Below are 26,221 nucleotides of genomic sequence, written 5' to 3' on the forward strand. Positions count from 1 at the left end.
TTTAATCACCAATTGCTTTAAGGTCATTAGCAACTAGTTTCACACCACCCCAAGTATTTCGTGCCATATTCCACATGAGGCGAATTTGGGGATTGACCAGTTCGACTGTCTTATCCAGCAAGCCATCATCTTCTGCTAATTTTGTGATTTTGTCGAGATTGTCATGAATTTCAAGGGTGATAGCCTTGAGTTCCTCAACAGAGATATTCAATTCTTTAAGAGCTTTGATTGTGTTAGCGTCTTGCACTGAACAAATCAATTTATCTGGTTCGTCTGTACGCACTTGTTCGCCATTAACTTCACGGTATTTATTGCGGATACGAGCCGAGATAATCACAAGGTGTTTTGGCAGGTCAAATTGTGCTTTATCAAGGTTCAATTCGCCAAGTTTGATTGTTCTATCGGTAACTGTTAAGTTTGACATAATAGTGTTCTCCTTTGTGGTTTCAAAATAGTCATCTTTTCTAAACGTACGCAGAATTAGCTTTGAACCCTACTCCCCCAAGGGATTTCAGCGAAAACTTCAACTGATTGGCTTTAACCCCAGACGTATCAAGGGTTTAGCCCTACTTTTGTGTACGTTCGTATCCCCTATATGTCAACCCTCAGTATCCAGATGGACCATACTCTACAAGTTTTGACCCAGGAGACCAGTATGCCTATGATAAATCACCTTTACAGTTATTATTAGAAAATAAAGAGGAACTAGGAAGGCTGAATGATAAACTATGAATAAAGATAGAAAAAGATTTTAGTCGTTCTGTACTAAAATCTTTTTTGTAGGAAGTTCATATTATCTCATGTATTTTTTTGGAAATTCTAAAAAAAGAGTATAATTAAAGCTGAGGAAGCGTTTTCAAAGAAAGTGAGGTGACGGATATGAAAAATAAAGGATTTAATAAGTTATTGATGATAATAAGTTTTTTAGTTTTTCTTGTTACTTATTACTTAACTAGCAGTCAGTATTCTAGTATCGTAGGGTTGATTTATACTTTATTAATAACTATTCAGGTTTTAGTATTTTTTAATAATAGTATTAAGAATAGTTTACGTTGGCTATTGACACTAGTGTTTGTAGTAATTATGATTTTGAGTATTGTCAATTCCAACATGGTTATAGATACAAAGTTATCGTTATTCCTTTTATGCAGTATCATTATCTTTATTGGGAATTTATGCTCTCTTATTCCTTATAATCCGTTTATTGGGATAAGAATTTTTTCAACAAGAAATGATGAAGGAAACTGGAAAGCAACTCATAATATGTTAGCTGATTTAAGTATACCAGTTAGCTGTTTGATTTTGTTACTTTCTAACTTTTTGAATATGAATACTGTAGTAGCGATTTCATTTACTATATGGCTTATTTTGCCAATCATTTATTCTATATGGATTTATCCTAAAAAAGGAGGAAATTAATATGAGAACAATAAGAAGAAATCCAAATGCAAGAATTTTTAATAAGTCTAACACAACAGACTTTCAATTACCTCTATTAGCCAGTAAAGAAGATATTCAGCAACAATCTGGTATTGTTGATTTAAATGGCTCAACTGATTATGACTATAATAAGTTTTTCTTAGATTTATTAAATAATGAAGAACTTAAACAAATTGCTGATTCACAGGACAAAAGGACATTTATTAAATACATTATTATCAGGATGAATTTTCTGATATTGCAATTCAGCGAGTATGTACAAGAGACTGGTGTGCTTCTACATATGCGCTTTTTGTAGTTGTAGCTGCGGCAGCAGTTACTATTACTGTTGTTGCAGTAGATACGACTTTCCCATTTAGGAATGTAGAGGAAGAAAATGTATTTTTAAGTGGAACAATTACCTTGGCTACTGTGTTAGGTAGTGATAATTTTACAAATAATGTAAGAGACTATATTGGTAATGAATTAAGTCAAGCAGGAATTGAAATATAAGTAGTATTGCCCTGATATAAAAATTATTAGGGCAATAACATTTTTAAGGGAGGAAGATTATGGTAGTTAGTGTTATTGACCCTAAAAGCATTGGAATATTAACAACAATGAAATGTACTGCTGCATGTCAAGAGTGCTGTTTTGAGTGTTCACCAAATAGAAAAGAAAGAATAACTTTTACTGAGATTAAGGAAATTATTGATTCTATAGTTATTGCTTTCCCTACTATTAAGGTGATAGCTTGGACAGGTGGGGAATGTACCTTAAGTTAGAAAGTAACAAAATCAAACAGCTAACTGGTATACTTAAATCAGCTAACATATTTTATACCGTATTTTCAAATAGCATTAGGGTAGTAGGTTGCTTGATATTGGTATTTTATATTAATCCCTTACTAAGCACTATATGCGTGTTTTTCTTGTGTCTTTATATTATATGGATTATTTTTATTGGTGAAAAAATTAAATCACTGACTAATAGGATACAATTATCAAAAGAGAAAATAATACAGACTTCTGATAATATTCTTTATAATATCCTACCTATTCGGATATATAGTTTATTTTCAAATTCGTATTCTAAATATTATAAGTCTATTGAAGACAATGCTAATTTTGTAAAAAAACTAGAAATTATACTAACTATATTTCCATTGTTTCGGCTATTATTATTTCAATTGCAACATTTGTTCCATTATTTGTGGGGGTAGATTTAATTAAATCATCTAATTTAACGGTAGGTGATTTAGTAGCTTTCAATGCTTATACGAATATGCTATGTAGTCCTATTACGCTTTTAATAGGTACTATATCTACAATAAAAACAACTAAAATATATGAAAATAGAATTATTAACTTGTTAGACTATTTAAAGCAATTTTATGTAGAGAAAAAAGGGAAAATAGAAAATGGTTTCACCGATAACTTTTCTCTAAAAGTATGGAGTGGAGAAATATACGGTGGAGAAAAATTACTGATTAAAGATATTAATTTTGCTTGCCATTCAGGAGATGTTGTTCAAATAGTAGGCGATAATGGATGTGGAAAAACTCTTTTTTACAAACGCTTATGAGGATTGTTGATTTTAATGGAGATATCTTTTTAGATGATAAATTAATTTCAAATAAAGAAATAGAGGATATCAATGAAGACATAGTGTACGTGTCAAATGATTTAGAATTTGTAGAAGGCAGTCTCTCAGATAACATTTTTGGGGACATTTCCATTAATGAAATTTTGGATTTAGTTTGCTTGACCGAGCGTCTTTTGAAGGCGGATGATATTAATTCTCTAGATATGGAGACGATTCAAAAAAATTTCAGTTCGGGTGAAATTCAAAAATTGAAAATTGCTAGAGCATTAATGAAAACTCCTAAGGTGCTATTATTAGATGAGATGTTCTCGCATATTAGTCAAGGTGATTCTGATGTTATTTTGAATGGAATTCTGAATAAATTCCCTCACACAATAGTAATAATTGTTGAGCATCATTATCGTTCCGATTATGTTTCAATGGTTTATAAAATAAAGGATTTGCATTTAGTAAAAGAACTAATATAGTTTAAGATTGCTTCTACATGTATATATTTTAAATTAAGAATATCTTACTTTACAAAAGTAAAATTAGTCAATATCAAAATAAAAAGCTCCTTGTCAACTACAGACTGATAGTAAGTGACAAAGAGTTTTTTTATAAAAGGTATCATTAGTAGGAATAATATTAGGGACGTTCAAGTAGAATTAATTAAAGATAACAGTGGGTAAGGTAGTAAACTAAATTACAATTTTTCCAGTATTTTCCCAAGTAGTTCTTCTAATTTTTCTAAGTCTCCATAGACTGTTCCGTCCATATAAAGATTGTAAACCTCATCATCTTGCTCCACGCGTATTTGTGCAGAATACCCTTTTGATAATGCTAAGGAACGAATGACTTCTCGTTGAGTTCGTCCATTACCTTAGATTTCTATTAAATTAGGGAGTAATCAAGTCATTAAAATGATGTCTAGGAATTAGTTTTTATTAAGAAAATTGTGTTATTATATCATAAAGATGGCCACCTGTTGTTAGGTGGTGCAGGCACGAGACTTGTAAAAGAAAGGAAAAGATAGATTAGAATGAGAACTAGAAATAATGTAGAATTAGTTGATAAGAGCTTCAAAATCATGTTGTTTTTCAAGCTAGCTTTTGCTGCTGGTGAGTCAATTGCGGGGATACTTCTTTATTTTTTTAAAAATGAAACAATACACATGTTTATTGCTTTTTTAACTTCAGGAGAAATAGCTAAGAATCCAAATGCTTTTATTGCAAGTCATCTTGTACAACTGGGACAATTAATAACAGTTTCTGGTCAAAGGTTAGCAGCTATTTATCTCTTATTACATGGTGTATTGAAGCTTTTGACCTTGTTTCTCTTACTTCGGAGAAAGCTTTGGGCCTATCCTTTATCTATTTTAGTTTTTGTTGGTTTTATTATTTATCAATTAAGAGAATTTATGGTAACTCATCACTATAGTATGATTGCATTAACTCTTTTTGACCTTATTTTGATTTTATTAACTTACTTAGAATATAAAAATTTAAAAGGTGATTAAATGTTTTGCGAGACATCTCTTAATATGTTTTGTTAGTTAAGAAAAAGAGAGGAATAAAAATGGAGTATGTTATTAATAAGTTATTGCCATCGCATGAAGCACTACGAGAACTTTATTTAAGTGTTGGCTGGGATATTTATGTTGCAAGAAGTAAGAATATGCAACTACTTTTGAAAAACACTTATACATATGTCACAGCTTGGCATGACGAAAAATTGATCGGTTTATGTCGAGTGATTAGTGATGGATGGCTTGACTATTGCGTATATCCAAGATATTTTAGTAAGGCCTGAATTTCAGAACAAAGGGTTAGGCTCTCATCTCATGGAGGATATATATCAACAACTAGAAGGTATACGACAAATTGTATTAATAACAGATGCAACTTCCAACACGATTGCATTTTACAAAGCAAATCAATTAAAAATGCTTGATGAATACGACTGTGTGGGCTTTATGGGTTTAAATGATAATATTTAAATGGTGTAGAATTAATTGTTTAGAAAGTGAAATTAATAATGTACTATAAAACACAAACGGGGAATGAGCTTTATTACGAAATTCATGGGCATGGCTATCCCATTATTTTCTTTCATGGCAATGGTCAATCTCTTGCTTATTTTGAGCCACAATTGCATTTAGCAAGTTGCTATCAGTTGATTATGATTGATACTCTTGGGCATGGCAAGTCGGGAGTGCTCACCCAGAAAATGAGTTTTGCTCAAATAGCAGAGGAAATTCATGACTTATTGAATTTTCTGAAACTGGAGAGCTATATTTTAGTAGGTCACAGTGATGGAGCTAATTTAGCCATTGCATATGAAAATCTCTTTCCTGAGCGAGTAGAGGGATTGCTTCTAAATGCGGGGAATATTAGATTTATAGGATTACATTGTCATTATATTTTTAGTATTAGTTTCAAAGTGATAAAACTAGCTCTAGAGAGCATCTTTGACCCTAAAAAAAAGAATGCTTACTTTGTTGCTCGACTCATGATGGCAAATCAGGCCATTCAGTCGAGTCTTAAGTCTAATACAATCCCTGTCTTTGTTCTTGTTGGTTAAAATGATATGATTCGCTCAAGTCATTCGATGACCATTGCTGAGAGCTATGATAATAGTAGAATGATTACCATACCAAAGTTAGGTCATAATATTAATAGAAAACCTGTTATTCTTGATACGATATTGACAGAGTTGGTGAGAGCAGCAGTGCCGGAGCCAGGAATTTCAAGATAAATAAAAAGAACTTTTTAAAGTTCTTTTTATTTATCTTTGGATTAATGAATAGTCTAGGCTTTTAAGTTAAAAACGATTAATATTGCTAAATTAAAAAGATAATATATTTTATTAAGAAACAGTTTACATTTAGATGTCTATATGGTAACATAAAAATATATTTTGTAACAAAAAAGAAATATTAGTAATAAAAAAGTAATTTAACAATGGAGAATTTATGGCAAATCGTTATGTGATAAAAATAGGTATTAGTGCTGAAGAACATGACACTTTCGTCAAAGCAAGTAAACAAATCAACTTATTACAAAGTAGTTATTGGGCTAAGGTTAAACATCATTGGCAGCATGAACGAATCGGAGTTTATCATGATAGTCAGTTAATAGCTTCCATGTCACTATTGATTAAGTCCTTACCATTAGGATTGTCCATGATTTATATCCCTCGTGGACCAGTCATGGACTATAATAACCGGGACCTAGTCGTTTTTGTTGTTAACATGCTTAAGGATTATGCGAAACAAAAAAACGCCCTCGTGATTAAGTGTGATCCAGCGCTTATTTTTAAACAATATAAATTGAGTGACTCTATCCGGGATATTCGTAAATCTAGCCAAGATGCTATAGATGCTATGATTGATGCTGGGGCCAAATGGTCCGGCTTAACAGTGCAAATGTCTGAAACAATTCAGCCGCGTTTTCAAGCAAATTGTTACCTTGACAAAGATTTAGTAGAAACATTTCCTAAGCACACCAAACGTTTAATGGCAGATGCTAGGAAAAAAGGAGTTGAAGTATATCGAGCTTCTCCCAGTGATTTAACAGCTTTTGCACACGTAGTCTCCTTAACAGAAGATAGAAAACATATTAGTTTACGAGATTTAGATTATTTTAAACAACTAATGACGATCTATGGTGATGACGCTTACTTGCACTTGGCTAAGGTTAATATTCCTACCCAGCTAAATTATCTGCAAACAGAATTATTAGAAGTGGAACATAACTTACGTTTTGTAGAAAGTCATCAAAAAAAGAAGCTTCGCAAATTGAATGATCAGAAAGAGGCTTTACTAAAAAATATTTCCGAATGTGAAAAGTTTTCTAAAATGTATTCTCAAGAAGTGGTGATTGCGGGTATTCTCTCAATTGCTTATGGCCAGTCAATGGAGATGTTATATGCAGGTATGAATAATGATTTTAAAAAATATTATCCTCAATATTTACTTTATCCTAAAGTTTTTGAAGACGCCTATCATCATGGTATTAAATGGGCTAATATGGGAGGGGTTGAAGGAGATCTAAGCGATGGCTTAACGAAGTTCAAAGCAAATTTCGATCCAAGTATTGAGGAATATATTGGAGAGTTTAATATTCCCGTTAGTCCCCTCTATCATCCTTTCAATTTATTTTACAAATGCCACAAACATTTTCGTTTCTTTAGACATCGTTTCCTCTGTAAATAAGTCTAATCCTATAAATTATTAAATCAGATTAATTTTTTTTATTAGTGTGATTACAACTTTATAATACCAAGCCTATGGTGATTGTGCTAAAATAAGCCTATTATTTCAAATAGGGGGCAGTGATAGTGAAAAAACCGATTGTCGGAATAACTGGGAATGTCAGTAAAGAAAAAAGCAAGGATACTTGGGAAAATGGAATCACTCGAACTTATAGTTCAACTGTTTTTTTAGATATCGTCCTGAAAACGGGTGGTTTGCCTATCATTTTACCAATCGGTTCAGAACAGACGGTCAAAGATTATGTGACAATGGTTGATAAATTGATTCTAACTGGAGGTCAACATGTCTCCCCTCACTTTTATGGTGAAAAGCGGAGCATTAAAAGCGATGATTACAATGAAGATAGAGATGTTTTTGAGAGTCAATTAATTATGGAAGCACTCAAACAAAATAAGCCCATACTAGCGATTTGTCGTGGTGCCCAACTAGTCAATGTTGTCTTAGGTGGAACTTTAAATCAGTCTATATCTAACCATTGGCAAGAGCAAGCACCAAATCAGGCTCACCAATCTATCCATGTCTCTAAAGATAGTATTTTGTTTCCTATTTATGGAAATAGTAGTCAGGTTAATTCACTACATATACAGTCTATAAAAAAATTAGCTCCTGAATTGAAAGCAATCGCTTGGGATAATAAAGATCAGACTATTGAGGCTGTATATAGTCGTAAACATCGCCTATTAGGTTTACAATGGCATCCAGAATTACTCTTATCAACAAAACCGGAGAATCAGGCAATTTTTGATTTTTTCGTTAATCAATTGTAAGTTGAATAGAAGGTTTATAACTTTTTAACGATAAATAGAAATTTAATTCGATAATTATCATCTACATCCTCTGTACCTACTAAGTGAAATGGAGAAAGTTTCAAAAAGAGCCTTGGTGTAATAAAAAAGCATCTAGCTAGTTGATAGCTAGATGCTTTTTTATTCTAAGGTGTAGTTAATCCGCCAATATAGAAACTATCCACGGTTTAGGCGTTTACGAAAAGGGATTATAAAATCGTCCATGATTACTAAAAAATAAAAGGATGGTAATTAAGACGATAAATAGCGCAAGTCCAACAGCTAAATAATCTGCTTTAGTAAAAGGCTTGGCACTGTACCAAGTTCGTCTCTTCTCTTTGCCGAAACGACGCAGTTCCATAGCTGTAGAGACGGTGTCAATTCGTTCTAAAGAACTGAAAATAAGTGGAATAATGATTTGCAGGTTACCTTTAATCCGGTCAATTAATTTAGCTTTCTGGGATAATTCAAGACCACGGGCCTCCTGTGATGTTCGAATAGTGTGAAATTCTTCTTGCACATCTGGGATATAGCGTAAAGTCAAGCTAAGGGCGTAGGCAACTTTGTATGGTAAGCCAATTTGATTTAAACTAGAGGCGAATTGGCTGGGGTGAGTAGTAGTTAGAAATAAGATAGCTAGTGGGACGGTTGAGAAGTATTTTAAACCGAGATTGAATAAATAAAATAGTTCTTGGCTAGTCAGATTATAGTTTCCCCAGCCTTTTAGCAAGACTGTTTGTGACTGATAAATTTCTTGTCCGTAGGTCGGTGCAAAAAGGTAAACCATAAGGATATTCATGATAGCAAAGAAAGTCACGAATGAAATGACGAATGATATGTTTTTCCAAGGAATCTTAGCCGTTCTTAATAAGTAAAGGGATAGTAGTCCAATAAAAAGAATGAGACGGGTATCGTAAGTTGTCATGCAGGCAACAGAGACTAATATAAAAAAGATCAGCTTGCTGGCGCCGGATAACTGATGAATAAATGTTCCGGTTTTATGGTAACCGATCAATCTCTGAGGCATGTCGTCCCCTTTCTTTTGCAATATAGTATCTTGTCATATCAATTGGATTGCAAGCTGTTTTTTCTGCTAAATGGAATAAACTAGTCTTTTTTAAATAGGCTTTATTAAGAATATCTTCATCTGAAAGGATGTTCTCAGGCTTATCATCTGCGATGATGCGGCCATGGCTGAGGACAATAGCCCTATCGGCATATTCCATCATTAATTGCATATCATGCGTAATCATAACAATGGTATGGCCATTTTGGTGAAGTTGGTTCAGAAAATTCATTATTTCAGTGTAGTTTTTCTTATCTTGTCCGGCTGTTGGTTCGTCTAAAATAATAATTTCTGCTCCTAGAACAAGAATAGAAGCAATCGTTACCCTTTTTTTCTGTCCAAAAGAAAGGGCAGAGATAGGCCAATTGCGATAGGGATATAAGCCACAGGTTTTCAATGTTTCATTGACTTTGTGTGTTATTTCTTCTTCTGTAAAGCCACGTAAGCGTAACCCTTCAGCTACTTCGTCAAATATGGCAGATTTGCTAATCATCTGATTGGGGTTTTGTAGGACATAGCCTATTCTATCCGCACGTTCCTTAATGGAATCCCTAGAGATATCTTTTCCGCCGTAGGTCATAGTGAAGTTACCTTCAAGGAATTGACACATGATTTTTGCTAAAGTTGATTTTCCGGCACCGTTTTGTCCAACAATAGCTACTCTTTCTCCCCTATTTAGATTTAAATTTACATTGTCAAGGATAGGGTGATCTTTATCATAGCTGAAGGTTACGTTTTGGAGGCTTAGGAGAGGCTCTTTGGGGATGTGGGCTTCTTCTCGTTTTGGACTAGTTAGTGTTGTAACAGGTGGTAAGTTTAGATTATCAAGTTGATCAAGCTGGCCTAAGGTTCTAATATCAAAGCCGAGATCACGTAAACAAGTTAGGTATAGTGGTTCTCTGATGCCATTTTGCTCAAGGATATTGCTAGCGAGCAGTTGATTAGAGGTTCCATCAAAGAGAATAATACCGTCATTAATTAAGATGATTTTATCAACATGGCGATAAAGAACATCTTCCAAACGATGTTCAATGATGATGGTGGTTGCTTGGGTACTCTTATGAATACGATCAATCAAATCGATGGTATCCAGTCCGGACCTTGGATCTAAATTAGCTAATGGCTCATCAAATAAGAGGATGGGGCTCTCGTCGACTAGAACCCCTGCCAAACTCACCCTCTGCTTTTGTCCTCCAGAAAGGTCTTGAGGCCTTTTAGCTAGATGATCACTTATATCAAGTATTTTGCTCCAATAATTGATGTGGTTATTCATCTCTGACTGCGGTACACAATCATTCTCTAAAGCAAAGGCGATATCTTCAGCTACCGAAAGTCCAATAAATTGTCCGTCGGGATCTTGGAGAACAGTTGATACTAATTTTGATTTTTCATAAATAGATAAATCAAAAGCTTCTTTATCGTTGATAAGCAAAGAGCCACTGTGTTCACCTTTAAAATGGTTGGGGATAATCCCATTTAAACAGTTCCCAATTGTTGACTTACCGCTGCCAGAGGGCCCGATAATGAGCACTTTTTGCCCCTTCTCTATAGTTAGATTAAGATTTGAAAGTGTCGGTAGGGATTGAGCGTCATATTTAAAACTGAAATTTTTGAATTGGATAGCATTAGTCATTAGTTTTTTGAATTTTAATCCTTTGTCAAGCTACCTGATTTGGTACGAGTATTGGTGTAAGCAACTAAGAGTAAGGTTCCACCAATACCGATTGTAACAATATTTGCAAGGCCTGCAAAAAGCCCCTGGGTAAAAACTTTATTAGCTGGCTCATGATAAATAAGTACATCACCTAGCGGTGCAACAAGAGCCCAAGAAATAATATTTACAACAATTTGAGTAATATTAAATAGAAAAATGTCCTTTTTGGTAAAAATGCCTTGTGTCAATTTTAATTTTTTTTGTAAGAAACCAATACCTAACCCAACAAGTGCGCTAGGGATAACCCAGGACCACCAAACTGATCCATAAGAAATCATATCTTTAAGCATATGACCAAAGAAACCAATGAAAAAACCAGCTATTGGGCCGAAAACAACAGCAAATAAAGCTTGTACTGCATACTGTAAAGAGATTGTTGTATTGGTAAAAACGGTAATAGGTACAAAAATACCAATGATAATAAACAAAGCAGCACCGATGCCAATAGCAACAACGGTTTTAATGGATAAGTTATTCATAATATAATCCTTTTTCTTCTATAGAATAGTAACAATTGGTTTAGTTAATGAAATTTTCTTAATATTAGCTCATTTTCTTGATATCAAGATGCCAGTTTTGTCCGACACCAATGTTATAAGCTTTTGCAAAAGAGCCTTGATTGATAGCTAAACCGACACGGTAAAGTGAATTAATGTAAAGAATTGGTTGACCAATGCGAACATCAGCAAATGACTTTCCATAGGTTACTTGATTTTGATAAACTAGCATATCATTATTAAATATAGTAACTTCGAAACGATCACCAAATTCAGGACTAAGGTGTTGAAATTCTGCTCTGGTTATTGATGTCCATAAAGAGCCAAATCGAACATCTAAGATGTCGATGACACCACTCACGATCCCCTCATTGATTACAGTATTGACAACAGGAACCTCAACAATAGCATCAACCGATAACTCCGGTCCGACTTCTTCAAAAGAAATATGTCCAGAGGCAAGTTTTGCTCCCGTATAAGCATAAACATCTCTACCGTGGAAAGTATAGGAAAATTCAGTATTTTTACGTCTGTTTTTCACTTCCGAAATTTCTCTAATTGCATCAATACCAATATGTTTTTTTATGTAAGAAAGAGTGCCATTATCAGGTGTAACAATGTATTGATTATTTTTAGTTAAGGCAACAACGCTTTTACGTTTTGAACCGACTCCGGGGTCAACTACGGAAACAAAAGTAGTACCTTCGGGCCAGTAATTAATAGTTTGGAAGAGACGATAAGAGGCTTCAAAAATATTATAAGGTGAAATATCATGGGTTAGATGATGAACTTGAACAGCTTGGTCTTCTTGCAAGGCTACACCAACCATGGCAGAAACTGCTCCATCGACTAAGCCAAAGTCAGATTGTAAAACCAGTAGATTATTAGACATGGTTAATCACTCCTCCGTTATCATAATACCTTTATTTTATCATAAAGACTCACTTAAAAGAATAAGAAATTATGCTAAGGTTCCTATAGTCAAGAACTATAGGAACCAAACCGCAAAAGCTACGGAATGAAACCAATAGACAAGTAGCAACAATATATATGGATATTGTAAATATATGGATATTGTAAAATCTTTATAATATAGAAAAAAATAGAAAAAACTTTTCAAATTAGAAATAATTATCTTGACAAAGAGACAAAAGGTAGGTATACTAATAAAGTTGCTAAAAGAGCAGCACAGTTATCATCAGAGTCAAATAAACTGAAAAAAGTTATTGACAAAGCAGGAGATAGCTGATAGAATAAAATAGTTGTCTCGTAAGAGATGCAAGACCTTTGAGAACTGAATAAGACAAGAAAAACCAAACGTGAGGGTGATATGCAAGACATATTACCCGTCAAGCAAAAGCAATAAATCTGTCAGCGACAGAAAGAACGAGAAAGTTCAAACTAAAATGAGAGTTTGATCCTGGCTCAGGACGAACGCTGGCGGCGTGCCTAATACATGCAAGTAGAACGCAGAGGACAGGTGCTTGCACCAGTCTAATGAGTTGCGAACGGGTGAGTAACGCGTAGGTAACCTACCTTATAGCGGGGGATAACTATTGGAAACGATAGCTAATACCGCATGAAAGTAGAAGACCCATGTCATCTACTTAAAAGGGGCAACTGCTCCACTATGAGATGGACCTGCGTTGTATTAGCTAGTTGGTGAGGTAAAGGCTCACCAAGGCGACGATACATAGCCGACCTGAGAGGGTGATCGGCCACACTGGGACTGAGACACGGCCCAGACTCCTACGGGAGGCAGCAGTAGGGAATCTTCGGCAATGGGGGGAACCCTGACCGAGCAACGCCGCGTGAGTGAAGAAGGTTTTCGGATCGTAAAGCTCTGTTGTTAGAGAAGAACGGTAATGGGAGTGGAAAATCCATTACGTGACGGTAACTAACCAGAAAGGGACGGCTAACTACGTGCCAGCAGCCGCGGTAATACGTAGGTCCCGAGCGTTGTCCGGATTTATTGGGCGTAAAGCGAGCGCAGGCGGTTTGATAAGTCTGAAGTTAAAGGCTGTGGCTTAACCATAGTTCGCTTTGGAAACTGTCAAACTTGAGTGCAGAAGGGGAGAGTGGAATTCCATGTGTAGCGGTGAAATGCGTAGATATATGGAGGAACACCGGTGGCGAAAGCGGCTCTCTGGTCTGTAACTGACGCTGAGGCTCGAAAGCGTGGGGAGCAAACAGGATTAGATACCCTGGTAGTCCACGCCGTAAACGATGAGTGCTAGGTGTTAGGCCCTTTCCGGGGCTTAGTGCCGGAGCTAACGCATTAAGCACTCCGCCTGGGGAGTACGACCGCAAGGTTGAAACTCAAAGGAATTGACGGGGGCCCGCACAAGCGGTGGAGCATGTGGTTTAATTCGAAGCAACGCGAAGAACCTTACCAGGTCTTGACATCCTTCTGACCGGCCTAGAGATAGGCTTTCTCTTCGGAGCAGAAGTGACAGGTGGTGCATGGTTGTCGTCAGCTCGTGTCGTGAGATGTTGGGTTAAGTCCCGCAACGAGCGCAACCCCTATTGTTAGTTGCCATCATTAAGTTGGGCACTCTAGCGAGACTGCCGGTAATAAACCGGAGGAAGGTGGGGATGACGTCAAATCATCATGCCCCTTATGACCTGGGCTACACACGTGCTACAATGGTTGGTACAACGAGTCGCAAGCCGGTGACGGCAAGCTAATCTCTTAAAGCCAATCTCAGTTCGGATTGTAGGCTGCAACTCGCCTACATGAAGTCGGAATCGCTAGTAATCGCGGATCAGCACGCCGCGGTGAATACGTTCCCGGGCCTTGTACACACCGCCCGTCACACCACGAGAGTTTGTAACACCCGAAGTCGGTGAGGTAACCATTTAGGAGCCAGCCGCCTAAGGTGGGATAGATGATTGGGGTGAAGTCGTAACAAGGTAGCCGTATCGGAAGGTGCGGCTGGATCACCTCCTTTCTAAGGAAATGGAAGACGTTTGGTCTTGTCTTATTTAGTTTTGAGAGGTCTTATTTAAGTTATGAGAACGTTAAGAAATCTGTATGAAAAAGATTTTAGTTTGAATACAATTAAGCTTCACGTAATAGAATAGTACCACCACTAATAATGTAACAACCAGTTTATTAGTCGGGGCCTTAGCTCAGCTGGGAGAGCGCCTGCTTTGCACGCAGGAGGTCAGCGGTTCGATCCCGCTAGGCTCCATAGGATATAAGTCCACCTAAACTTAATAATAAGTGAAGTTGAACACGCAACTAACTTCCTAGGAAAATAGATAATCTTCCTTGTGTGCAAGCACACTGTGTCAGAATCCTAATTTTCTACAGAAGTTTCGCTAAAGCGAGCGTTGCTTTGTATCCTAAACATAGTCCATTGAAAATTGAATAACTATATCAAATTCCACGATCATTAAAATGATTGTAGAAAAGTAACAAGAAATAAACCGAAAAAAAGATAAACGCGAACATATTAAAAAAAATAAGAAGGTCGAAAGACTGGAATAAGGTTAAGTTAATAAGGGCGCACGGTGGATGCCTTGGCACTAGAAGCCGAAGAAGGACGTGACTAACGACGAAATGCTTTGGGGAGCTGTAAGTAAGCGCTGATCCAGAGATGTCCGAATGGGGGAACCCACTAACTAATGGTTAGTATCCATGACTATAAAGGTCATGAGAAGGAAGACGCAGTGAACTGAAACATCTAAGTAGCTGCAGGAAGAGAAAGCAAACGCGATTGCCTTAGTAGCGGCGAGCGAAACGGCAGGAGGGCAAACCGAGGAGTTTACTCCTCGGGGTTGTAGGACTGCGACGTGGGACTTTAATTTAATAGAAGAATTACCTGGGAAGGTAAGCCAAAGAGAGTAATAGCCTCGTATTTAAAATTGAATTGAGCCCTAGCAGTATCCTGAGTACGGCGAGACACGCGAAATCTCGTCGGAATCTGGGAGGACCATCTCCCAACCCTAAATACTCTCTAGTGACCGATAGTGAACCAGTACCGTGAGGGAAAGGTGAAAAGCACCCCGGGAGGGGAGTGAAATAGAACCTGAAACCGTGTGCCTACAACAAGTTCGAGCCCGTTAATGGGTGAGAGCGTGCCTTTTGTAGAATGAACCGGCGAGTTACGTTATGATGCGAGGTTAAGTTGAAGAGACGGAGCCGTAGGGAAACCGAGTCTTAAGAGGGCGAAATAGTATCATGATGTAGACCCGAAACCATGTGACCTACCCATGAGCAGGTTGAAGGTGCGGTAAAACGCACTGGAGGACCGAACCAGGGCACGTTGAAAAGTGCTTGGATGACTTGTGGGTAGCGGAGAAATTCCAAACGAACTTGGAGATAGCTGGTTCTCTCCGAAATAGCTTTAGGGCTAGCGTCGATGTTAAGTCTCTTGGAGGTAGAGCACTGTTTGGGTGAGGGGTCCATCCCGGATTACCAATCTCAGATAAACTCCGAATGCCAAGTAGATATAATCGGCAGTCAGACTGCGAGTGCTAAGATCCGTAGTCGAAAGGGAAACAGCCCAGACCACCAGCTAAGGTCCCAAAATAATTGTTAAGTGGAAAAGGATGTGGGGTTGCACAGACAACTAGGATGTTAGCTTAGAAGCAGCTATTCATTCAAAGAGTGCGTAATAGCTCACTAGTCGAGTGACCCTGCGCCGAAAATGTACCGGGGCTAAAACAATTTACCGAAGCTGTGGATTACTAGTAATAGTAATGGTAGGAGAGCGTTCTATGTGTGAAGAAGGTATACCGTGAGGAGTGCTGGAACGCATAGAAGTGAGAATGCCGGTATGAGTAGCGCAAGACAGGTGAGAATCCTGTCCACCGTAAGACTAAGGTTTCCAGGGGAAGGCTCGTCCGCCCTGGGTTAGTCGGGACCTAAGGAGAGACCGAAAGGTGTATTCGATGGGCAACAGGTTGATATTCCTGTACTAGTATGTATAGTGATGGAGGGACGCAGAAGGCTAACTAAAGCGTGCGAATGGAAGAGCACGTCTAAGCAGTGAGGTGTGGTATGAGTCAAATGCTTATACCTAATACATTGAGCTGTGATGGGGAGCGAAGTTTAGTAGCGAAGTTAGTGATGTCACACTGCCAAGAAAAGCTTCTAGCGTTTAAATACATACTACCCGTACCGCAAACCGACACAGGTAGTCGAGGCGAGTAGCCTCAGGTGATCGAGAGAACTCTCGTTAAGGAACTCGGCAAAATGACCCCGTAACTTCGGGAGAAGGGGTGCTGTCAGCGATGACAGCCGCAGTGAATAGGCCCAAGCAACTGTTTATCAAAAACACAGCTCTCTGCTAAATCGTAAGATGATGTATAGGGGGTGACGCCTGCCCGGTGCTGGAAGGTTAAGAGGAGGGTTTAGCGCAAGCGAAGATCTGAATTGAAGCCCCAGTAAACGGCGGCCGTAACTATAACGGTCCTAAGGTAGCGAAATTCCTTGTCGGGTAAGTTCCGACCCGCACGAAAGGCGTAATGATTTGGGCACTGTCTCAACGAGAGACTCGGTGAAATTTTAGTACCTGTGAAGATGCAGGTTACCCGCGACAGGACGGAAAGACCCCATGGAGCTTTACTGCAGTTTGATATTGAGTATCTGTACCACATGTACAGGATAGGTAGGAGCCATTGAGAACGGGACGCCAGTTTCGTTAGAGGCGATGTTGGGATACTACCCTTGTGTTATGGCTACTCTAACCCAGATAGGCAATCCCTATCGGAGACAGTGTCTGACGGGCAGTTTGACTGGGGCGGTCGCCTCCTAAAAGGTAACGGAGGCGCCCAAAGGTTCCCTCAGATTGGTTGGAAATCAATCGCAGAGTGTAAAGGTATAAGGGAGCTTGACTGCGAGAGCAACAACTCGAGCAGGGACGAAAGTCGGGCTTAGTGATCCGGTGGTTCCGCATGGAAGGGCCATCGCTCAACGGATAAAAGCTACCCTGGGGATAACAGGCTTATCTCCCCCAAGAGTTCACATCGACGGGGAGGTTTGGCACCTCGATGTCGGCTCGTCGCATCCTGGGGCTGTAGTCGGTCCCAAGGGTTGGGCTGTTCGCCCATTAAAGCGGCACGCGAGCTGGGTTCAGAACGTCGTGAGACAGTTCGGTCCCTATCCGTCGCGGGCGTAGGAAATTTGAGAGGATCTGCTCCTAGTACGAGAGGACCAGAGTGGACTTACCGCTGGTGTACCAGTTGTCTTGCCAAAGGCATCGCTGGGTAGCTATGTAGGGAAGGGATAAGCGCTGAAAGCATCTAAGTGCGAAGCCCCCCTCAAGATGAGATTTCCCATGATTTTATATCAGTAAGAGCCCTGAGAGATGATCAGGTAGATAGGTTAGAAGTGGAAGTGTAGTGATACATGTAGCGGACTAATACTAATAGCTCGAGGACTTATCCAAAGATAAGAAATAATAGACAGACGTTTATTGACAAAGAGGTAGAGTTCTTGATAAGATATAGTTATTCAATTTTGAGTGGACTAAGATTAGAGTTCAATCATAAGTTAAGTGACGATAGCCTAGGAGATACACCTGTACCCATGCCGAACACAGCAGTTAAGCCCTAGAACGCCTGAAGTAGTTGGGGGTTGCCCCCTGTTAGATACGGAAGTCGCTTAGCTTTAATCCGCCATAGCTCAGTTGGTAGTAGCGCATGACTGTTAATCATGATGTCGTAGGTTCGAGTCCTACTGGCGGAGTCTTTAGAGGTAGGAATTTTCCTATCTTTTTTGATTTATGGTTAACAAAGGAAGCACCCTTAGCTCAACTGGATAGAGTACCTGACTACGAATCAGGCGGTTAGAGGTTCGACTCCTCTAGGGTGCATTGTGATAGAAAAAGAACATGGTAGGCACTGTACCCATGTTCTTTTTCTTTATAATCGTATTAGTTAAAAAAAGCTTGATAGAGAGCCTTAATGGCTTTTTTCTCATCCTTAGAGTCAACGACAAACATGACAGAAACTTCACTTGAGCCCTGAGAAATCATGGTGATATTGATTTTGTTTTCTGACAGTGCTTTAGTTGCAGTGGCAGTTACACCGACATGACTCTTCATGTTTTCACCTACAATCATGATGATGGAAAGGTTTTTTGTCACAGATACCTCATCAACTTCTAAATTATGAGTTAAATAGGTTAAAATTTCTTTTTCTTTGATTGGGGTTATTTCCCTTTCTCGAATGACGATAGAGAGGTCATCGATACCAGTAGGCATGTGTTCCCACCGAATATGTAAATCTTCTAGAATCTGTAAAACTTTACGACCAAATCCGACTTCTCTATTCATGAGATATTTGGACATGTTAATACTAATGAATTGATCATCACCTGAAATTCCGACTACTGGATTTTTGTCGGTGCTGCGATCAAGGACAATTTTTGTTCCGGGATGGTCAGGATTGTTGGTGTTTTTAATAACAAGAGGAACTTGTCCTCTGTAAGCCGGTATTAGAGCTTCATCGTGGAGGACGGTAAAGCCTGCATAGGCGAGTTCTCGCATTTCCTTATAAGTTAATTCTTTGATGGAGTGAGGTTTTTTAACAACGCCTGGATGTGCGGCAAACATACCGTCGACATCTGTGAAGTTCTCATAGAGATCTGCGCTAATTGCTGCAGCTATTAACGAACCGGTGATATCTGAACCGCCTCGTGAAAAGGTACAAATTTGTCCTTCTTTGGTAATCCCGAAGAAACCAGGAATGACTAAGATACCATCGTACTCTCTGAGCTTTTCCATTTTATCATAGCTTGCTGGGAGTATACGGGCGTTTTGTGGTTCATTAGAAACTATTAAGCCAGCAGCTCCAGGGTTAAGATACCTTGCTTTTAAGTCATTATTACGGAAATATTCGGCGATTAGTTTAGCGTTATTGTTTTCCCCGCTAGCTAAAAATGTATCATATAAGAAGGGATTGTTCTCGATGGGTAATTGTGCTAATCCTTTAATGTCACTTGTGATAGCATCTAATAGCTTTTGACTAAGTTCCAGTGCTTCAATAATCTTTTTAAATCGATTGATGATATTCTCTTGGATATTCTGTAGTGAACCCCCAGTAACGTAAGCATCATGATAAGCAATTAAGGCATCAGTTATTTTTTGATCGTTTGGACTCTCTTTACCGGGTGCAGAAACTACAATAAATTTTCGATCAGGATCAGTTTTTACAATGTTTAGTACTTTTCTTAATTGTTCTGCGTTGGCTAGAGAACTTCCGCCAAATTTTGTGACCTTCATTAACATTTCCCCTTTGGTACTTGAATATTAGCACTAATTATATCAGAATTAGTGATGTTTGTCAGTAAGGTTTTTTGTTTGAAGTTCTGATAATAAAAGACAAAGATTGTATGGGTACAGATGGTGGATAAAATTATCTGATTGGTGAAAAAAATGCTAGAATAGTATCATGATTAGATATAAAGCTGTTATTTCTTATGATGGAAGCCAGTTCTCTGGGTTTCAACGCCAAACAAAAGCTAGAACCATTCAAGAAGAAATTGAAAAAACTTTAATGCGTCTAAATAAAGGAAAATTTATTGCCATACAGGGTGCAGGCCGAACTGATGCTGGAGTACATGCCTATGGACAAGTTATCCATTTTGATTTAGCCGAAAGGCGTGATCTTGAGAAACTAAGATTTGCTTTAGACACACAGACTCCTGAAGATATAGACGTCATAAGTGTGGAAGAGGTTTCTAATAATTTTCATGCCAGATACTCGAAACACCTCAAAACCTATGAATTTATCGTTGATGTCGGACGACCTAAAAATCCTATGATGCGTAAATATGCCACGCACTACCCTTATCCATTGGATTTTTCATTGATTGAGCTAGCTATTAAAGATTTAGTTGGAACTCATGACTTTACTGGCTTTACTGCAGCTGGAACAAGTGTTGAAAATAAGGTCCGCACACTTTATCAAGCAGATTGTAGTTTCGATTCTCATAGGCAATGCCTCATTTTTACCTTTACTGGAAATGGCTTCCTTTATAAGCAAGTCCGTAATATGGTTGGCACCCTATTGAAGATTGGGAACCAGAGAATGCCAGTTGAGCAGGTCAGAATTATTCTTGAGCAAAAAAATAGGCAGTTAGCCGGCCCCACAATAGCTGGGAACGGCCTCTATTTAAAGGAGATTATCTATGAAGACTAACTATATTTTAGCTATTTCCGGAAATGATATTTTTAGCGGGGGTGGTCTTTATGCTGACTTAGCGACGTTTAACTATCATCAGCTTCATGGCTTTTTAGCAGTTACCTGCCTCACTGCCATGACGGAATCTGGTTTTGAAGTTTATGGAACAGAGCGAGATATATTTGAAAACCAGTTAAAGAGTCTCGATGCTGTTCCTTTTTCAGCTATTAAACTAGGACTTCTACCAAATACTACAATTGCTGAGCTGGCTTTTAGCTTTGTCAAAGCCCATTCTGACATCCCAATCATTCTTGATCCTGTCTTAGTTTGTAAGGAAAATCACGATGTAGAGGTCTCTGCCTTGAGAGAAGAAATGCTAAAATTTTTCCCCTATGCCACGATTATTACTCCAAACTTGGTAGAAGCTGAGCTATTGGCACAAAAATCTATAAGTACTCTAGACGATATGAAAGATGTAGCTAAGGTTCTTCATCAATTAGGAGCTAAAAACCTAGTGATTAAAGGTGGAAACCGTTTTAGTCAAGAACGGGCTTTAGATCTCTTTTATGATGGGAAGGATTTTCAAATTCTAGAATTTCCTATTTTGACTCGGAATAATGTTGGTGCTGGATGTACTTTTGCCTCTAGTATTGCTAGCTATTTGGTAAAAGGAGAAAGCCCTCTTGAAGCAGTTCAAAAGGCTAAAAACTTTGTTTATCAGGCTATCCAACACGCAGATGACTATGGAGTGAAACAAAATTATGACTAATAGGAAACTTAAAATGATGGTTCTATTATCCATCCTAACGGCCCTCACAACGATGCTTGGGAAATTCGTCAGCATTGGTACTCCAACGGGCTTTTTGACCTTGCTTGATGCGGGCATTTATTTTACGGCTTTTTACCTAGGAAAACGTGAAGGAATGATTGTTGGTGCTCTCTCGGGTTTCTTAATTGATTTGGTTTCAGGTTATCCAAACTGGATGTTTTTTAGCCTAATAGCCCATGGCTCTCAAGGTTATTTCGCAGGTCTGACAGGTAGAAGTCGCATTTTAGGTCTTGTCTTGTCATCGCTAGCGATGGTCAGTATTTATTTCATGGCGACTATTCCTATGTATGGATTGGGAGCTGCTGTCGCAGGAATAATTGGCAATGTCGGCCAGAATTTTTTGGGAATGTTGGTTGGTTATTTGGTTTATCTGAGTTTTTCTAGAGTTAAGAAAGTAGCTTAGGAGGTGATTTACTGATGATTGATTATAAGGAATTGGCTAAGGAAACCCTAGAAATTTTGAACGACGTTTTAGATAAAAGTAATATTAAGGCGGGACAGGTTTTTGTTTTAGGTTTATCGTCAAGTGAAGTTAAAGGTGGCTTGATTGGTAAGGAGTCAAGCCTTGAAATTGGTGAGGTTATCGTCAAAACGCTATTGGACGAACTATCTAATCGAGGGATTTATCTAGCTGTTCAAGGATGCGAACATTTAAATCGTGCTTTGGTTGTGGAGGAAAGCCTTGCAGAAGCTAAAGATTATGAAATTGTAAATGTTTTGCCTACTCTTCATGCTGGTGGTAGTGGTCAGTTAGCTGCTTTTAAATATATGTCCAGTCCTGTTGAAGTTGAGGAAATCGTAGCTCATGCTGGACTTGATATAGGCGATACCTCGATTGGAATGCATGTGAAAAAAGTCCAAGTTCCAATTGTCCCAATCAGAAGAGAGTTAGGAGGAGCTCATGTAACAGCCCTAGCTAGCCGACCTAAATTAATTGGAGGGGCACGAGCAATCTATAAAACAGATGCCATTCGAAAAAATTAAAAACCTAATGAACAGAGATGGTTAAAGTTGATATAATAATCAATCTATCCTAGCTGTTCATTAGGTTTTTTATTTAGCAGGTATTTGGAGGGTGTTAGAAGTCGGTAAAACAATTCCCTCTTTCAGAAGAGCTTCTTGATACTTTTGATAAAAGGTATGATAAATAAGGTATTGTTGCCCATTTTCTGTGAATATTGCCACCTTAAACGAAAATTGCCCATTAGCCGTAATCTGAGGACCTAAAATGGTTGGTTTCTCAACAATTTGAGGATAGTTCACGAGTTCAGTTTGATTCACGGCTTCAATAATTTTTGTTACTTCATTTAAGTCTGTTGTTGAATATAATGGAATTTCAATTAATGCTCGCATATTGCCACGAGATTTGTTACTAACGACTGTTATATTACGGTTAGGGATAAAGTGGAGTGTACCATCAAACCCCCGTACTTGTGTTGTCCGAATACCGACACTTGAAATATTGCCGTCAATACCAGCAATTGAAACGGTATCTCCTACTTCAAATTGATTTTCAAATAGGATAAAAAAACCATTGACAACATCTGAGAGAAAGCCTTGTGCACCTAAACCAATTGCTACCCCAGCAATTCCAGCTCCTGCAAGTAAACTGGAGACAGGAATATTTAAGAGGCTTAGACACCAATATAGTAGCAGAAAATAGAGAAGGTAATTGATTAAGTTATGAATTAGTTTGGTTAAGGTTCTTTTGCGAGCTTGACTTTGGCGGGATAGACTTAAAGATTTGAAAATAGCTTTTTCTAAAGAAGAGTTGGCTAATTGCTTAGCAATGGCAAAAAATATCAGTAGTAGTCCTAATGATATAAATTTTGAAATTAAAGAAAAGAGGAGATCTTCAAGGTTAAGATGATTGATATAATTGATTAAAAAAGTCATAGGTAGTCCTTTCTCATGTTGTTAGTTTATCAAAAATAAGATTAAATGGGAATGTCTAGCTTTAAAAAGTAGAAGGAAGAGGGATTAGCTCTACTTTCATATATAAAAAAACTTTAAAACAGCGCTGATTTATGATAAAATGAAGAGTATCTAAATTATTTTAAGGAGAAATGACTTAATGTCTACATCATTTGAAAACAAAGCTACTAACCGTGGCGTTATTACTTTTACAATTAATCAAGAAAAAATCAAACCAGCTCTTGATCAAGCTTTTAATAAAATAAAAAAAGACTTAAATGTACCAGGTTTCCGTAAAGGTCATATACCTCGTCCAATTTTTAATAAAAAATTTGGTGAGGAAGTTCTTTACGAAGATGCTCTAAATATTATCTTACCAAGTGCCTACGAAGAAGCTGTTTCAGAACTTGCTTTAGAAGTTGTTGCACAACCTAAGATTGATATTGTTTCAATGGAAAAAGGCAAAGATTGGGAAATCTCTGCTGAAGTTGTGACAAAACCTGAAGTAAAACTTGGTGACTATAAAGATTTAACTGTTGAAGTTGACCTTTCAAAAGAAGTTACAGATGAAGAAGTAGACGAAAAAATCGAACGTGAACGCAAAAACCTAGCAGAACTTGTTGTTAAAGAAGATGCTGCTGTAGAAGGTGACACTGTTGTTATTGATTTTGTTGGTTCTGTTGATGGTGTTGAGTTTGATGGTGGAAAAGGTGATAACTTCTCACTTGAACTTGGCTCAGGTCAATTTATTCCTGGTTTTGAAGAACAATTGGTTGGTGCTAAAGCTGGCGAAACAAAAGATGTAAATGTTACTTTCCCTGAAAATTACCAAGCAGAAGATCTTGCAGGTAAAGATGCAAAATTCGTGACAACTATTCATGAAGTTAAAGCTAAAGAAGTACCTGAACTTGATGATGAATTAGCTAAAGATATTGATGAAGAAGTTGAAACACTTGATGAATTAAAAGCTAAATACCGTAAAGAACTTGAAGCGGCTAAAGAAATCGCATATGATGACGCTGTTGAAGGCGCAGCAATTGAATTAGCTGTTGATAACGCTGAAATTGTTGAATTACCAGAAGAAATGGTTCACGACGAAGTTCATCGTTCAATGAACGAATTCATGGGCAATATGCAACGTCAAGGAATCTCTCCAGAAATGTACTTCCAATTAACAGGTACATCTGAAGAAGATTTACACAAGCAATATGAAGCAGAAGCAGATAAACGTGTTAAAACAAATCTTGTTATTGAAGCTATTGCTAAAGCAGAAGGTTTTGAAGCTACAGACGAAGAAATTGAAAAAGAAATCAATGATCTTGCAACAGAATACAATATGCCAGTTGAACAAGTTCGTTCTCTTCTTTCTGCTGATATGCTGAAACATGATATCGCAATGAAAAAAGCAGTTGAAGTTATTACTGAATCTGCTAAAGTAAAATAAAAGAAACCTAAGCGGGTAATTGACAAAAGAGTCTGAAATATCTATTTCAGGCTTTTTATTATCAAAAGGAGAGATATGTTAGAAGCTATCATTTTTGATATGGATGGGGTAATTGTTGATACTGAATATTTGGATTTTCAGTTACAAAGTGATTATATTAGATCAATTGCAGTTGATCCTCATTGCCTAGAACATGAGGCATTTTCCGGACTAGTGGGTCGCTCTGGTCAAGATCTCTTAAAACGTATTCGTCGTTTGAGTCAAACTCAAGTTCCAGATCAAGACATAGCACTTGCTTTAGAGAAGATTTCAGAAAAGAAATATAGAGCAGACACTATTAAACGTTTATTCCGACAGGATATTCTTAAAATTAACTTATTTGCAAAAGAAAATCAAATGAAGTTAGCAGTAGCTTCTTCAAGTTCTAAGAAGCACATTATACAGGTACTTGAAGCTTGTGGTATTCTGAAAGACTTTGATCTCATAGTCTCCGGAGAAGATTTTCAGGAAAGTAAGCCCAATCCTGCCATTTATCGTCATGTTCTGAAAGAATTACAGTTAGAAGCAGAAAATACTATTGTCATTGAAGATTCCCCATCTGGGATAGCAGCTGCAAAAGCCGCCGGTATACAGGTTATAGCTTTCGAAGAGAAACGTCTACAGGTTGATCAAACTGCAGCAGACTATGTGCTTAAAGATATGAATGCTATTTTCGAAAGAATAGTCAATATAACTAAATCTAGTCAGTAAATAACTGATAAAAGCTTTGACGAATTAATAAAATTAGCGTAGAATAGTAAGGAATGATAAAATAAGGAGAATTGCCTTGAAATTAGACGTATTTGCGGGACAAGAAAAAAGTGAATTATCAATGATTGAAGTAGCCCGTGCTATTTTAGAAGAGCGTGGCCGTGACAATGAAGTGTATTTTAGCGACTTAGTCAATGATATTCAAACTTTCTTAGGAAAATCTGATGCTGATATTCGTCATGCTTTACCATTTTTCTATACAGATTTAAACACTGATGGATCATTTATTCCACTTGGTGATAACAAATGGGGTCTACGCTCATGGTATGCTATTGATGAGATTGATGAAGAAATTATCACACTAGAAGATGAAGAAGATGGTTCACCAAAACGTAAGAAAAAACGTGTTAATGCCTTTATGGATGGTGATGAAGATGCCATTGACTATAGCGATGATGATCCAGAAGACGAAGACTTTACAGAAGAAACTGAAGATGTTGAATACGATGAAGAAGATCCAGATGATGAAAAATCAGAAGTAGAATCTTATGATTCAGAATTAAATGAAATCATCCCAGAAGATGATATCGAAGAAGTTGAAATCAATGAAGAAGATGATGAAGAAGAGGAAGAAGAAGAATAGAATTTGATTCTTTTATAAGGCAACTAACCTTATTACTCTCATTAAATCGATATTTTATTTGACAAATGTGATGATATAGTTTATATTATTATTCGGGCACCTCTTTAAGAGGTCGATTAAGGCTCCCTATTACTAGGGGGCTATTTTTGTTTTTTCATCATGGAA

Annotated in this window: 26 protein-coding genes, 3 tRNA genes, 3 rRNA genes and 1 pseudogene; 25 read left to right on the top strand and 8 right to left on the bottom strand. The window is 37.6% G+C overall.

Annotated elements, in window-relative coordinates:
- Position 1 precedes the first annotated feature (1 nt).
- On the bottom strand, positions 2 to 424 hold the full coding sequence (locus DQM45_RS01750; RefSeq protein WP_003082742.1) for a hypothetical protein: 423 nt from the start codon (positions 422 to 424) through the stop codon (positions 2 to 4).
- A 455-nt stretch (positions 425 to 879) separates the two neighbouring features.
- On the opposite strand from DQM45_RS01750, the gene DQM45_RS01760 reads away from it, so the two are divergent.
- From DQM45_RS01760 to DQM45_RS01785, 6 genes are all read left to right on the top strand, one after another.
- Positions 880 to 1,419, top strand: coding sequence for an SdpI family protein (locus DQM45_RS01760; protein WP_003084593.1), 540 nt, complete (start codon positions 880 to 882; stop codon positions 1,417 to 1,419).
- A 1-nt stretch (position 1,420) separates the two neighbouring features.
- Positions 1,421 to 1,738, top strand: a complete 318-nt coding sequence (locus tag DQM45_RS01765) for a hypothetical protein (protein WP_003083875.1) — start codon at positions 1,421 to 1,423, stop codon at positions 1,736 to 1,738.
- 253 nt (positions 1,739 to 1,991) lie between these two features.
- A complete protein-coding gene (locus DQM45_RS01770; RefSeq protein ID WP_003085279.1) occupies positions 1,992 to 2,204 on the top strand; it encodes a hypothetical protein in 213 nt (70 codons plus the stop codon).
- Positions 2,189 to 2,641, top strand: a complete 453-nt coding sequence (locus DQM45_RS10330; protein WP_039984784.1) for an ABC transporter transmembrane domain-containing protein — start codon at positions 2,189 to 2,191, stop codon at positions 2,639 to 2,641. The genes DQM45_RS01770 and DQM45_RS10330 overlap by 16 nt, the downstream gene beginning before the upstream one ends.
- Entirely contained in the window at positions 2,632 to 3,003 is a 372-nt protein-coding gene (locus DQM45_RS01780) for an ATP-binding cassette domain-containing protein (protein WP_138069207.1), read from the top strand. The genes DQM45_RS10330 and DQM45_RS01780 overlap by 10 nt, the downstream gene beginning before the upstream one ends.
- Positions 2,970 to 3,491 carry an ATP-binding cassette domain-containing protein gene (locus DQM45_RS01785; protein ID WP_003083009.1) on the top strand — a complete coding sequence of 174 codons (522 nt, stop codon included), beginning with the start codon at positions 2,970 to 2,972 and terminating at the stop codon, positions 3,489 to 3,491. Before DQM45_RS01780 ends, DQM45_RS01785 begins: the two co-directional genes overlap by 34 nt.
- A 218-nt stretch (positions 3,492 to 3,709) precedes the next feature.
- Here the strand turns inward: DQM45_RS01785 and DQM45_RS10225 are convergent.
- Positions 3,710 to 3,886 (bottom strand): annotated as a pseudogene (locus tag DQM45_RS10225) (Fic/DOC family protein); the annotation flags it as partial.
- Between the two features lie 159 nt (positions 3,887 to 4,045).
- Here DQM45_RS10225 and DQM45_RS01795 point away from each other — a divergent pair.
- From DQM45_RS01795 to DQM45_RS01815, 6 genes are all read left to right on the top strand, one after another.
- Positions 4,046 to 4,522 carry a DUF2127 domain-containing protein gene (locus DQM45_RS01795; protein WP_003083580.1) on the top strand — a complete coding sequence of 159 codons (477 nt, stop codon included), beginning with the start codon at positions 4,046 to 4,048 and terminating at the stop codon, positions 4,520 to 4,522.
- A 243-nt stretch (positions 4,523 to 4,765) separates the two neighbouring features.
- Positions 4,766 to 5,002, top strand: coding sequence for a GNAT family N-acetyltransferase (locus DQM45_RS10230; RefSeq protein ID WP_003085749.1), 237 nt, complete (start codon positions 4,766 to 4,768; stop codon positions 5,000 to 5,002).
- A 38-nt stretch (positions 5,003 to 5,040) separates the two neighbouring features.
- A complete protein-coding gene (locus DQM45_RS01805; RefSeq protein ID WP_003083654.1) occupies positions 5,041 to 5,586 on the top strand; it encodes an alpha/beta fold hydrolase in 546 nt (181 codons plus the stop codon).
- 6 nt (positions 5,587 to 5,592) lie between these two features.
- Positions 5,593 to 5,760, top strand: a complete 168-nt coding sequence (locus DQM45_RS10235; RefSeq protein WP_241761059.1) for a hypothetical protein — start codon at positions 5,593 to 5,595, stop codon at positions 5,758 to 5,760.
- Positions 5,761 to 5,977: 217 nt separating this feature from the next.
- Positions 5,978 to 7,219: a peptidoglycan bridge formation glycyltransferase FemA/FemB family protein gene (locus DQM45_RS01810; RefSeq protein WP_003084164.1), complete on the top strand. Its 1,242-nt coding sequence runs from the start codon at positions 5,978 to 5,980 to the stop codon at positions 7,217 to 7,219.
- 125 nt (positions 7,220 to 7,344) lie between these two features.
- Positions 7,345 to 8,046, top strand: a complete 702-nt coding sequence (locus DQM45_RS01815; protein WP_003083405.1) for a gamma-glutamyl-gamma-aminobutyrate hydrolase family protein — start codon at positions 7,345 to 7,347, stop codon at positions 8,044 to 8,046.
- 214 nt (positions 8,047 to 8,260) lie between these two features.
- Here DQM45_RS01815 and DQM45_RS01820 read toward each other — a convergent pair whose 3' ends face one another.
- From DQM45_RS01820 to DQM45_RS01835, 4 genes are all read right to left on the bottom strand, one after another.
- On the bottom strand, positions 8,261 to 9,091 hold the full coding sequence (locus DQM45_RS01820) for an energy-coupling factor transporter transmembrane component T family protein (RefSeq protein ID WP_003084990.1): 831 nt from the start codon (positions 9,089 to 9,091) through the stop codon (positions 8,261 to 8,263).
- Entirely contained in the window at positions 9,063 to 10,763 is a 1,701-nt protein-coding gene (locus DQM45_RS01825; protein WP_003083756.1) for an ABC transporter ATP-binding protein, read from the bottom strand. Before DQM45_RS01825 ends, DQM45_RS01820 begins: the two co-directional genes overlap by 29 nt.
- A 14-nt stretch (positions 10,764 to 10,777) precedes the next feature.
- Entirely contained in the window at positions 10,778 to 11,323 is a 546-nt protein-coding gene (locus DQM45_RS01830) for an ECF-type riboflavin transporter substrate-binding protein (protein ID WP_003085788.1), read from the bottom strand.
- A 64-nt stretch (positions 11,324 to 11,387) separates the two neighbouring features.
- Positions 11,388 to 12,233, bottom strand: coding sequence for an SAM hydrolase/SAM-dependent halogenase family protein (locus DQM45_RS01835; RefSeq protein WP_003083262.1), 846 nt, complete (start codon positions 12,231 to 12,233; stop codon positions 11,388 to 11,390).
- A 510-nt stretch (positions 12,234 to 12,743) separates the two neighbouring features.
- Between DQM45_RS01835 and DQM45_RS01840 the strand changes: the two genes are divergently transcribed.
- The 6 genes from DQM45_RS01840 to DQM45_RS01865 all read left to right on the top strand — a co-directional run bounded on the left by DQM45_RS01840 (position 12,744) and on the right by DQM45_RS01865 (position 18,165).
- Positions 12,744 to 14,292, top strand: a 16S ribosomal RNA gene (locus DQM45_RS01840).
- A gap of 170 nt (positions 14,293 to 14,462) precedes the next feature.
- Positions 14,463 to 14,535: transfer RNA gene (locus DQM45_RS01845), tRNA-Ala, on the top strand.
- Between the two features lie 299 nt (positions 14,536 to 14,834).
- A 23S ribosomal RNA gene (locus DQM45_RS01850) occupies positions 14,835 to 17,739 on the top strand.
- A gap of 104 nt (positions 17,740 to 17,843) precedes the next feature.
- Positions 17,844 to 17,959: ribosomal RNA gene (gene rrf, locus DQM45_RS01855) — 5S ribosomal RNA — on the top strand.
- The 16S, 23S and 5S rRNA genes sit together here with 3 tRNA genes alongside, the layout of an rRNA operon.
- A gap of 5 nt (positions 17,960 to 17,964) precedes the next feature.
- Positions 17,965 to 18,038: transfer RNA gene (locus DQM45_RS01860), tRNA-Asn, on the top strand.
- 53 nt (positions 18,039 to 18,091) lie between these two features.
- Positions 18,092 to 18,165, top strand: a tRNA-Arg gene (locus DQM45_RS01865).
- 60 nt (positions 18,166 to 18,225) lie between these two features.
- Here DQM45_RS01865 and DQM45_RS01870 read toward each other — a convergent pair.
- Positions 18,226 to 19,575 carry an aspartate kinase gene (locus DQM45_RS01870; RefSeq protein WP_003085262.1) on the bottom strand — a complete coding sequence of 450 codons (1,350 nt, stop codon included), beginning with the start codon at positions 19,573 to 19,575 and terminating at the stop codon, positions 18,226 to 18,228.
- Positions 19,576 to 19,744: 169 nt separating this feature from the next.
- Here DQM45_RS01870 and truA point away from each other — a divergent pair, with 169 nt between their 5' ends.
- The 4 genes from truA to DQM45_RS01890 are packed head-to-tail and all read left to right on the top strand — an operon-like array spanning position 19,745 to position 22,289.
- Complete coding sequence (truA, locus tag DQM45_RS01875) at positions 19,745 to 20,494, top strand: tRNA pseudouridine(38-40) synthase TruA (RefSeq protein ID WP_003082849.1); 750 nt, start codon at positions 19,745 to 19,747, stop codon at positions 20,492 to 20,494.
- A complete protein-coding gene (locus DQM45_RS01880; RefSeq protein ID WP_003084927.1) occupies positions 20,484 to 21,245 on the top strand; it encodes a bifunctional hydroxymethylpyrimidine kinase/phosphomethylpyrimidine kinase in 762 nt (253 codons plus the stop codon). The genes truA and DQM45_RS01880 overlap by 11 nt, the downstream gene beginning before the upstream one ends.
- The gene (locus DQM45_RS01885) at positions 21,238 to 21,708 is read left to right on the top strand and encodes an ECF transporter S component (protein WP_003084479.1); all 471 of its coding nucleotides are present in this window, start codon (positions 21,238 to 21,240) and stop codon (positions 21,706 to 21,708) included. The genes DQM45_RS01880 and DQM45_RS01885 overlap by 8 nt, the downstream gene beginning before the upstream one ends.
- Positions 21,709 to 21,722: 14 nt before the next feature.
- Positions 21,723 to 22,289: a TIGR01440 family protein gene (locus DQM45_RS01890; RefSeq protein WP_003082923.1), complete on the top strand. Its 567-nt coding sequence runs from the start codon at positions 21,723 to 21,725 to the stop codon at positions 22,287 to 22,289.
- A gap of 69 nt (positions 22,290 to 22,358) precedes the next feature.
- On the opposite strand, the gene DQM45_RS01895 is transcribed toward DQM45_RS01890, so the two are convergent.
- Positions 22,359 to 23,201 carry a mechanosensitive ion channel family protein gene (locus DQM45_RS01895; protein WP_003085864.1) on the bottom strand — a complete coding sequence of 281 codons (843 nt, stop codon included), beginning with the start codon at positions 23,199 to 23,201 and terminating at the stop codon, positions 22,359 to 22,361.
- A gap of 178 nt (positions 23,202 to 23,379) precedes the next feature.
- Here DQM45_RS01895 and tig point away from each other — a divergent pair, with 178 nt between their 5' ends.
- The 3 genes from tig (at position 23,380) to rpoE (ending at position 26,056) form a co-directional block, all read left to right on the top strand.
- Complete coding sequence (gene tig, locus DQM45_RS01900; RefSeq protein WP_003083734.1) at positions 23,380 to 24,663, top strand: trigger factor; 1,284 nt, start codon at positions 23,380 to 23,382, stop codon at positions 24,661 to 24,663.
- A gap of 75 nt (positions 24,664 to 24,738) precedes the next feature.
- The gene (locus tag DQM45_RS01905) at positions 24,739 to 25,413 is read left to right on the top strand and encodes an HAD family hydrolase (protein WP_003083487.1); all 675 of its coding nucleotides are present in this window, start codon (positions 24,739 to 24,741) and stop codon (positions 25,411 to 25,413) included.
- A 76-nt stretch (positions 25,414 to 25,489) separates the two neighbouring features.
- Positions 25,490 to 26,056 (top strand): DNA-directed RNA polymerase subunit delta, encoded by a 567-nt coding sequence (rpoE, locus tag DQM45_RS01910; RefSeq protein WP_003083339.1) that lies wholly within the window; start codon positions 25,490 to 25,492, stop codon positions 26,054 to 26,056.
- The last annotated feature ends 165 nt before the right edge of the window (positions 26,057 to 26,221 follow it).

The organism is Streptococcus porcinus (genome assembly GCF_900475415.1).
Lineage (GTDB): Bacteria > Bacillota > Bacilli > Lactobacillales > Streptococcaceae > Streptococcus > Streptococcus porcinus.

Bases quoted from the DNA above. Each gene is read 5' to 3' on its own strand.
- DQM45_RS01765 (WP_003083875.1), top strand. From the start codon at position 1,421: ATGAGAACAATAAGAAGAAATCCAAATGCAAGAATTTTTAATAAGTCT.
- DQM45_RS01825 (WP_003083756.1), bottom strand. From the start codon at position 10,763: ATGACTAATGCTATCCAATTCAAAAATTTCAGTTTTAAATATGACGCT.
- DQM45_RS01760 (WP_003084593.1), top strand. From the start codon at position 880: ATGAAAAATAAAGGATTTAATAAGTTATTGATGATAATAAGTTTTTTA.
- DQM45_RS01795 (WP_003083580.1), top strand. From the start codon at position 4,046: ATGAGAACTAGAAATAATGTAGAATTAGTTGATAAGAGCTTCAAAATC.
- DQM45_RS01830 (WP_003085788.1), bottom strand. From the start codon at position 11,323: ATGAATAACTTATCCATTAAAACCGTTGTTGCTATTGGCATCGGTGCT.
- truA (WP_003082849.1), top strand. From the start codon at position 19,745: ATGATTAGATATAAAGCTGTTATTTCTTATGATGGAAGCCAGTTCTCT.
- DQM45_RS01785 (WP_003083009.1), top strand. From the start codon at position 2,970: ATGTGGAAAAACTCTTTTTTACAAACGCTTATGAGGATTGTTGATTTT.
- DQM45_RS01805 (WP_003083654.1), top strand. From the start codon at position 5,041: ATGTACTATAAAACACAAACGGGGAATGAGCTTTATTACGAAATTCAT.
- DQM45_RS10235 (WP_241761059.1), top strand. From the start codon at position 5,593: ATGATTCGCTCAAGTCATTCGATGACCATTGCTGAGAGCTATGATAAT.
- DQM45_RS01820 (WP_003084990.1), bottom strand. From the start codon at position 9,091: ATGCCTCAGAGATTGATCGGTTACCATAAAACCGGAACATTTATTCAT.
- DQM45_RS01895 (WP_003085864.1), bottom strand. From the start codon at position 23,201: ATGACTTTTTTAATCAATTATATCAATCATCTTAACCTTGAAGATCTC.
- DQM45_RS01905 (WP_003083487.1), top strand. From the start codon at position 24,739: ATGTTAGAAGCTATCATTTTTGATATGGATGGGGTAATTGTTGATACT.
- DQM45_RS01835 (WP_003083262.1), bottom strand. From the start codon at position 12,233: ATGTCTAATAATCTACTGGTTTTACAATCTGACTTTGGCTTAGTCGAT.
- DQM45_RS01870 (WP_003085262.1), bottom strand. From the start codon at position 19,575: ATGAAGGTCACAAAATTTGGCGGAAGTTCTCTAGCCAACGCAGAACAA.
- DQM45_RS10230 (WP_003085749.1), top strand. From the start codon at position 4,766: ATGGATGGCTTGACTATTGCGTATATCCAAGATATTTTAGTAAGGCCT.
- DQM45_RS01890 (WP_003082923.1), top strand. From the start codon at position 21,723: ATGATTGATTATAAGGAATTGGCTAAGGAAACCCTAGAAATTTTGAAC.
- DQM45_RS01880 (WP_003084927.1), top strand. From the start codon at position 20,484: ATGAAGACTAACTATATTTTAGCTATTTCCGGAAATGATATTTTTAGC.
- DQM45_RS01770 (WP_003085279.1), top strand. From the start codon at position 1,992: ATGGTAGTTAGTGTTATTGACCCTAAAAGCATTGGAATATTAACAACA.
- DQM45_RS01810 (WP_003084164.1), top strand. From the start codon at position 5,978: ATGGCAAATCGTTATGTGATAAAAATAGGTATTAGTGCTGAAGAACAT.
- DQM45_RS01750 (WP_003082742.1), bottom strand. From the start codon at position 424: ATGTCAAACTTAACAGTTACCGATAGAACAATCAAACTTGGCGAATTG.
- DQM45_RS10330 (WP_039984784.1), top strand. From the start codon at position 2,189: ATGTACCTTAAGTTAGAAAGTAACAAAATCAAACAGCTAACTGGTATA.
- DQM45_RS01885 (WP_003084479.1), top strand. From the start codon at position 21,238: ATGACTAATAGGAAACTTAAAATGATGGTTCTATTATCCATCCTAACG.
- tig (WP_003083734.1), top strand. From the start codon at position 23,380: ATGTCTACATCATTTGAAAACAAAGCTACTAACCGTGGCGTTATTACT.